The 7,604-nt window shown below is 59.3% G+C and carries 10 protein-coding genes; 4 read left to right on the forward strand and 6 right to left on the reverse strand.

Annotated elements, in window-relative coordinates; all coding sequences use genetic code 11:
- On the reverse strand, positions 1-219 hold a 219-nt coding region (locus WBR57_RS11585), incomplete at its 3' end, for a sel1 repeat family protein (RefSeq protein WP_424083950.1).
- A 456-nt stretch (positions 220-675) separates the two neighbouring features.
- Here WBR57_RS11585 and WBR57_RS11590 point away from each other — a divergent pair.
- From WBR57_RS11590 to WBR57_RS11605, 4 genes are all read left to right on the forward strand, one after another.
- The gene (locus tag WBR57_RS11590) at positions 676-981 is read left to right on the forward strand and encodes a hypothetical protein (protein WP_424083951.1); all 306 of its coding nucleotides are present in this window, start codon (positions 676-678) and stop codon (positions 979-981) included.
- Positions 982-1,424: 443 nt separating this feature from the next.
- The gene (locus WBR57_RS11595) at positions 1,425-1,649 is read left to right on the forward strand and encodes a hypothetical protein (protein ID WP_003175353.1); all 225 of its coding nucleotides are present in this window, start codon (positions 1,425-1,427) and stop codon (positions 1,647-1,649) included.
- A 279-nt stretch (positions 1,650-1,928) separates the two neighbouring features.
- On the forward strand, positions 1,929-2,411 hold the full coding sequence (locus WBR57_RS11600) for a hypothetical protein (RefSeq protein ID WP_424083952.1): 483 nt from the start codon (positions 1,929-1,931) through the stop codon (positions 2,409-2,411).
- Positions 2,412-2,556: 145 nt separating this feature from the next.
- A complete protein-coding gene (locus WBR57_RS11605) occupies positions 2,557-3,840 on the forward strand; it encodes an OmpP1/FadL family transporter (RefSeq protein WP_424083953.1) in 1,284 nt (427 codons plus the stop codon).
- Positions 3,841-3,905: 65 nt separating this feature from the next.
- Here WBR57_RS11605 and WBR57_RS11610 read toward each other — a convergent pair whose 3' ends face one another.
- The 5 genes from WBR57_RS11610 to cobC form a co-directional block, all read right to left on the reverse strand.
- Positions 3,906-4,457 carry a glutathione peroxidase gene (locus WBR57_RS11610; RefSeq protein ID WP_424083954.1) on the reverse strand — a complete coding sequence of 184 codons (552 nt, stop codon included), beginning with the start codon at positions 4,455-4,457 and terminating at the stop codon, positions 3,906-3,908.
- Positions 4,458-4,607: 150 nt separating this feature from the next.
- Complete coding sequence (locus tag WBR57_RS11615) at positions 4,608-5,807, reverse strand: MFS transporter (RefSeq protein ID WP_175538079.1); 1,200 nt, start codon at positions 5,805-5,807, stop codon at positions 4,608-4,610.
- A gap of 63 nt (positions 5,808-5,870) precedes the next feature.
- On the reverse strand, positions 5,871-6,275 hold the full coding sequence (locus tag WBR57_RS11620) for a MarR family winged helix-turn-helix transcriptional regulator (RefSeq protein WP_424083955.1): 405 nt from the start codon (positions 6,273-6,275) through the stop codon (positions 5,871-5,873).
- Positions 6,276-6,317: 42 nt separating this feature from the next.
- Positions 6,318-7,046: an adenosylcobinamide-GDP ribazoletransferase gene (locus WBR57_RS11625; RefSeq protein ID WP_424083956.1), complete on the reverse strand. Its 729-nt coding sequence runs from the start codon at positions 7,044-7,046 to the stop codon at positions 6,318-6,320.
- Between the two features lie 2 nt (positions 7,047-7,048).
- Positions 7,049-7,603: an alpha-ribazole phosphatase family protein gene (gene cobC, locus WBR57_RS11630; RefSeq protein ID WP_424083957.1), complete on the reverse strand. Its 555-nt coding sequence runs from the start codon at positions 7,601-7,603 to the stop codon at positions 7,049-7,051.
- Position 7,604 lies beyond the last annotated feature (1 nt).

Here is a 7,604-nt window from a genome sequence, read left to right on the forward strand (position 1 = left end):
CTCACGGCACATCAGTTGGCCCAGGCGGCTCTGAGCAGCGACCACGCCTTCACGGGCCGGCTGCTTGAGCAGGCGCCCGGCGAAGTGTTTGACGTTGGTGTTATGCCCCAGGCGCGGGCTGTCGAGCAACCACAGCGCGACTTTCAGGGAAAAGCGCTTGGGTGCGGTAACAGTCTGAGGGGTGTCGGTAACAGAAGGTGATACTGAGCGAAACTTCATAAAGCACTGCGGGACAGAACGGAAGGCGCGCCACTCTACTCTTTTTTTCCTACAGGTAAAGCTGAAAAAACCCTGCACGCCCGTTCTAGAGCAAGCGCTCGGGACAATCCACAGAAGCTGTGGATAACTCAGTGGACAACCCCCCTTGAACTCCCGCAAAGGCCCATGGAATGGGGGCCGCAGTCAAACTGACGATTTTTTCACCAATAAAAAAAAGCCAGATTTTTCATTGACTTAAATTTCCATTGCAGGCAAACGGCGGCCCCGCACTGCAGTTGACAGCTTGGTTACACACGCCGCAACTAATGTGCACAAGTACACATCCGCGGGTTATATCACCGACCTTTTTCAGGCTGAATGCGGCAAAAATGTTACCGCGAGATCAATCCGGGGACTTTTCAAAGTTGCCAAGGCTCGCCACACTCGTCGACCTATAACGCTACGGTGAGCGGGCCAATGAAAGGAATTCTATTATTCGCCGTGTTGTTACTTGCCGTCTGCGCCATTTCCCTGGGGATCAACGCGGTGCTGCCGTCCCCGGACGGCGCATTGTTTGCCATCGCTATCCTGCTGTCGGCAGCGTTCACCGCCGTGAGCTTGTGCATCGAATTGGGCGAAGGTCGAATCAATGACATGCGCGACGTGATGAAAGTGGTCGAGACCGGCCAGTCAATCCGACTGACCCTGGCGGTGTATGCGCTGGGCTGCTCGTTGGCGGCGGCGGCCACAGTGCTGGTCTATCGCTGGATTTTGGGCGGCTGATTGAAGTTTTTTGGTTAGCACGCTTCCCTTCCCTGTCTCGATCCGTTACTATCCGCGGCGTTAGTACCAAGCTGAAAGTCAATTCTGGTCGAACAACTCCCCTGAACAACACGGGATCGACCACCTCGATGGTTTCCAGGTATCACTTGCGACGACACTGCCTTTGAACACGCAAAGGGTGGCGCGAAGTCTCAATACTCTGACCGAACCAGCCTGCAAATTGATCAGGATCTTCACCCTGGGCCCAGAACCTTTGCCCCTGTTGTGTTGCCTGCCCTCCTAAGTACCTACCTGCCAGCCCAAGCGCGCCTAACTTATCAGCGCTTCAAACTGGCTGCTTTGTTCCAGTCGGGTTCTTCGTTTGATCAATAGTGGTCATCGTCACTGGAACGTTTTAATACGGCACAGTTCTTATCTGTGTCATTTGTAGGAACACCCATAATATGAACGCTCAAATCCATACTCAGGATGCCATTCGCACCCTCACCAACGCTTTTGCTCCAATGAACTGCCTGATCATGGCCGCTCGCAAAGGCTGCTTCAGCTTCACCCTGGTCAACGAACACGGCATCGCTCGTCACAGCGAACGCCTGTACCCCGATCAATACTCCAGCGCAGAACCGCTGCAGGCCGTGATCGAGCGTACCCGTCAGGCACTGGTTGCCTGACCGACCCGAGTCGCTGAAACACAAAAAACCCTGTTTGAAAAACAGGGTTTTTTATTGCCTGGAATTTGATAATCGAGCTTTTGGCCTAAGTTCAAATAGATATAAGCGTTATAACTGCTTGGCGAAGATGTTTTAAAAACAGTCCTTTACATCACAAATATGACACTACACTTCAACTCAAGCGGCATGATCCGCTTCCGGCGAGCCTGAGATCCGATCCACTGCTGCCAAGCCCCCCTGCTCAGGTCTCGCCGACCACTTTTACGGATTGAGGCTTGTATGGGTATCGCCGCCAGCGAATTGTGTCGTTATGTGATCCGGCCCACCTTGATGTACCTGGGCCGCCATGACCAGACTGCTGAATCCCTGCTGCTAGGCATTGCTGCCAGCCAGTCGGAACTCGGCTCCGCCTTGCACGACCGCCGCGGCCATGGCCTGTACAGCATCACCGAACCCCGCCACCGGGCCTTATGGGACAGCTACCTGGCGCTGGACCCCGAACGCGCCAGCCTGGTACGCGGGCTGGCCAGCCAACACGCCTTTCTCAGCGCGCCCCAACTGGAACTCACGGTAAACCTGCGTTACGCCACGGCCATCGCCTGGCTGCTGGTGGAGCAGCACAGCCCTGCCCTGCCACCACCGGGCGATGTTTTGGCCATGGCACGTATCTGGAAAGAAATTTTTCACCCTCAGGGCAGGCTGCGCGATTTCACCCAGGCATGGCAAACCTGTGTTTCACCCATGAATCACTCGGTTTGCTGACCGGGCAATTTGCAAGATTCGCCAAAAAGCGCGAATTCTGGTCGGATTGTCCTACAAAACCGCTCTATCTCCAGCATTACAGCCTATAGCGCGATCTTAAAATTATTGATACTTTCCGCAGCGGTGATCACACGGAGTTCTAATAATGAAAAAAGTAATGCTCAAGACCACACTTAGCCTCGCCGTTGCCATGGCATCCTCCCAACTGTTCGCAAGCGGCTTTGCACTCAATGAACAGAGCGTCAGCGGGATGGGTACGGGTTTCGCAGGTCGCTCTTCTTCTGCCGATGATGCAAGCACTGTTTACGGTAACCCTGCCGGGATGGCTCGCCTGAATGGCCAGCAAATCACGGGCGGCGTTGCGGCCATTGATGCCTCGACCGACATCAGCGATACCGGCGGCAACTCTCGCGGCTCCAACAAAGGCGATATGGTTCCGTTCACCGCGGTGCCGTTCGGTTTCTACACCAACAAACTCAACGATCAGTGGGCCATCGGCTTCGGTGTCTACGCACCGTTCGGCCTGGTGACCGACTATGAAAACGGCTTCCAGGGCCGTGGTTTCGGCAGCAAGAGCGAAGTGAAGGTCATGACCTTCCAGCCAACTGTCAGCTACGCCTTCAACGACCGCGTATCCATCGGTTTCGGCCCGACCATCAACCGGATTTCCGGCGTGCTGGAATCGGACCGGACCCTCAACCCGGCCGTCAGCGATACCAACGTCAAAATCAAGGGTGACGATACTGCCCTGGGCTTCAACGTCGGCGTATTGGTCCAGGCGACCGACACCACCCGTGTTGGCCTGACCTACCACTCGAAGGTCAAGTACAAGCTCGACGGCCACACCGAGGTCTCGGGCCCTACTGCGACCCAGGGGTTCCTGCGGAACAACCGTTACGACGCGTCGCTGAAAATCGACACCCCAGAGTCCTACGACCTGTCGGTCACCCAAGACCTGACTGACGCCTGGAAGCTCTACGGTGGCGCTACCTGGACACGCTGGAGCCGCCTGAAAGAGATCACCGTCAACAACGAAGGCGTAACGGCTGCTGGCGGCTTGCTGGCGCCAGGCCAACTCAGCTCGATCACCGAAGAACAAAACTGGCACGACACCTGGGCCTACGCCGTGGGTACCTCGTACCAGTTGACCAAGCAAGTGGTGCTGCGTACCGGCCTGACCTTCGACCAGTCGCCCACCAACAACTCCGATCGTTCGCCGCGCATTCCAACTGGCGACCGCACGATCTTCAGCGTAGGCCTGGGCTACAAAGTCATGGATAACATGACCGTCGACCTGGCGTACTCGTACCTGCAGGAAGAAGACGTGAAGGTGAACAACACCGCCAACCCGCCTTCGACTGCCAGCTACCGCGCCAAATACGAAAACAGTGCCAACGGTTTCGGCCTGGGCATGACGTACACCTTCTGATTCAGACCGGTGTAAAAAAGCCCCGCTCTCCTGCAAAGGAGGCGGGGCTTTTTAGTCGCCGCTGATCAGGGTTTAGAGGCGATCGCCTCCTCCACCGCCTTGATCAACTCCGGGCTGTCCGGCTTGGTCAGGCTGGAGAAATTGGCAATCACCTTGCCCTGGCGATTCACGACGTACTTGTAGAAATTCCACTTCGGCGGCGCATCGGTCTGCTGCGCCAGGGCCTTGAACAGGTGCACCGCGTCCGGCCCCTTGACCTTCTGCGGCTCGGTCATGGTGAAGGTCACGCCGTAATTCACGTAGCAGACCTTGGCGGTTTCCTCGCCGGTCTTGGCTTCCTGCTTGAAGTCATCCGAGGGTACGCCGATCACTTCCAGCCCTTCGCCCTTGTAGCGCTGGTACAGGGCTTCGAGGCCTTTGAATTGCGGCGCGAACCCGCAAAAACTTGCGGTATTGACGATCACCAACGGCTTGCCGGCAAAGCGCTCGCACAGATCGATGGATTCCTTGGCACGCAGCTTGGGCAATTGGCCCTCGAGCAACGGTGGGCAACTGGCGGCCATCGCGGCACTGCCAATGGCCATAAGGACGGGTACAGCGAGCCAGCGCATGTGCATGTCGTGTGTCCTTGAAAGTAATCAGACTACGAACTTAACAGATCGACATACCCAGTTGCATCAACGCCAAGCCGCCGCGCTGCCATCCCCACCATGCCAGTAGCAGAAGCGTCATCACCAGCGCTCCGCCAAGCCAATACCCGCTGGAACTCATGCTGCCTCCATCTGCGCCTGCAACCGCGCCACCGGCCGCTCACGCACCGGCCAGTTAAGGGCGGCGGCGAGCAGGCTCAAGAGAATCGCCACCTGCCAGATCAAATCGTAGTTGCCGGTTCGGTCATACACCACCCCGCCCAACCAGCCGCCGAGGAACGAACCTAACTGGTGAAACAGGAACACGATGCCACCGAGCATGGAGAGGTTGCGCACACCAAACAGCGTGGCGACCGTGCCGTTGGTCAGCGGCACGGTGGACAGCCACAAAAAGCCCATGGCCATGCCGAACAAATAGGCCGTGACCTCAGTGACCGGCGCCCACAGGAACAGCACGATCACCACCGCGCGCAACAGGTACAAACCGGTCAGCAAGCGCGGCTTGGACATGCGCCCACCCAGCCAGCCGGCGGTGTAGGTGCCGAAGATATTGAACAGACCGATCAGCGCCAACACCGTGGTGCCGACGGTGGCCGGCAAGTGCTGGTCGACCAGGTAGGCCGGCAAGTGCACGCCGATAAACACCACCTGGAAACCGCAGACGAAAAAGCCGAACGCCAGCAACCAGAAACCGGAATGGGAACAGGCTTCCTTCAAGGCCTCGCGCAGGGTTTGCTGGCCAGCCATGACCGGCAACGGTCGGTCCTTGAGCATCGCCACCAACGGCAGGATCAGCGCGACCATCAAGCCCAGCGCGAGCAAGGCCGCCGACCAGCCCAGCCAGCTGATCAGGCCCAGCGTGCCCGGCACCATGGCGAACTGGCCGAACGAACCGGCGGCGCTGGCAATGCCCATGGCCATACTGCGTTTTTCCGGCGCGACGGCACGCCCGACCACGCCGAGAATCACCGAGAACGAGGTGCCGGACAGCCCGATCCCAATCAACAGACCAGCACTCAGGGACAACGACCACGCCGAATCCGACATGCCCATCAGCACCAGGCCCACGGCGTACAGCACACCGCCGACAAACACCGCCTTGGTCGCGCCAAACCGGTCGGCCAGGGCCCCGGTAAACGGCTGCGCCAGACCCCAGATGAGGTTTTGCAGGGCGATGGCAAAAGCAAAGGTCTCACGGCCCCAGCCGAATTCACTGCTCATCGGCGCCAGAAACAAGCCGAACCCGTGGCGCACGCCCAAGGACAAGGCCAGGATCAGCGCACTCCCCACAAGAATCCAGCCACTGGTGCGCCACATCGAGGTCATTTCTTATTCTCCGCTCGCGGGTATATACCCGCTTGTAGTCGAACAAACCCGCGATCAGGCGAGTTCGTCCAGCAAGGCCAACAAGGTTTCGCGTTTTTGCGCGCCGAGTTGATCGATCAATTTCTGTTGCGCCGCCTCCCAGGCAGGCAAGGCTGCGGCCAGTCGTTCTGCACCGGCGGCAGTCAACAGCACCAGGCGATTGCGCAGGTCCCCGCCCTCGACCAACTGCACCAGCCCCTCGCCTTCGAGCACCCGCAGGTTACGGCCCAGGGTGCTGCGATCCAGGCCCATGGCTTCGGCCAGGCTGGAAATGCTCGGTTGGTCGAGGCGCTGCAAGTTGCACAGCAAAGAATACTGGGCAACGTTGATCCCGAAGCCGTCGAGAGCGCCGTCGTAATGCCTGCTGACGCCACGGGCGGCACGTCGCAGGTTGGTGCATAAACATTGGGAGGCAAGCATGGAACGTGTATATACCCGCGATTAAGGAAATGCAAGAAAGTGTTACAGCGCCAGGGTCAGCAATACCGCGACTTCCAGCAGCTCCAGCAAGGCGCCAGCGGTATCGCCGGTGGTGCCGCCAAGGCGATTGACCATCAACTGGCGCAGGCCCATAAAGCACAACGCCGCGATCAATACCGCGATCCCGCCGCTGAAGCCACCGATCAGGATGCACGCCAATCCGCTAAGGATCAGCACCTGTTGGCCGACAATCCTCGGTAAATGATCCGACAGCGCCTGGCCCAGCCCTCCCGCACGCACATAGCGCGTGGTGAGAAACAGCGCCAGCATCGACGCGCGCCCGATCAGCGGCGCGAGGATCAGCGCCGCGCCGTTGTGTTGTTCAATCAGGGCGACCAGCGCGGTGAACTTGAGCAGCAGCACCAACCCCAGGGTGACCACCGCAATCGGCCCGCTGCGCGGGTCTTTCATGATGGTGAGGGTGCGTTCGCGGTCGCCAAAGCCACCCAGCCAGGCGTCGGCGCTGTCCGCTAAACCATCCAGATGCAAACCGCCACTGAGCAACACCCAGGCGGTCAGCAATAACGCGGCGTGCAGCAACAACGGTGATCCCATCAGCGCGGTATTGAGGCCCCATAACAGCAATCCGAACAACAACCCGACCACCGGATAAAACAACAGCGAGCGTCCCAATTCCTGGGGCTGCGGCATGCCCGGCAAGCGAATCGGCAAGCTGCTGAGAAATTGCAGGGCGATCCAGAATGGCAGCATGCCTACTCCACTTCCTTGAGTACGCCGTACGCCGCGACCTGCAGGCTGAACAGCCCGCCATGGCCGACTTCGACACTCAGCAATTGCTCGCGGGGCAAGCCGCGCGCGCGCGCCAGCAGCAGACGCATCACGCCGCCATGGCTGACCAGCAACACGCGCTCGCCGGCATACGCCTGCTGCAAGCGTGAGACAGCGCCGATAACACGCCCGGAAAATTCGCTGACCGGCTCACCCTCAGGCGGCGTGAAGGTGTAGGGGTCAGCCCAGAACAGCCCCAGCCCTTCGGCATCGGTTTGCATCAGCGCGGCGGTGCTTTGCCCTTCCCAGGCGCCGAAATGCAGCTCTTGCAGATCCTTTTCGAGGCTGACCGGCACATTCAGCCGCGCGCCCAATTCATGGGCGAACAGTGCACAACGCTGCAGCGGCGAGCTGACCACACGGTCCCATGGCCCGCGGTCCACCACGGCCGCACGCATCTGTTGCCAGCCCCAGTCGGTCAGTGCGTCGTCCAGGCTGCCGCGCAGGCCGCCGCCCAGTTCGGTTTCGCCGTGGCGCAGC

The organism is Pseudomonas sp. (genome assembly GCF_049590575.1).
GTDB lineage: Bacteria > Pseudomonadota > Gammaproteobacteria > Pseudomonadales > Pseudomonadaceae > Aquipseudomonas.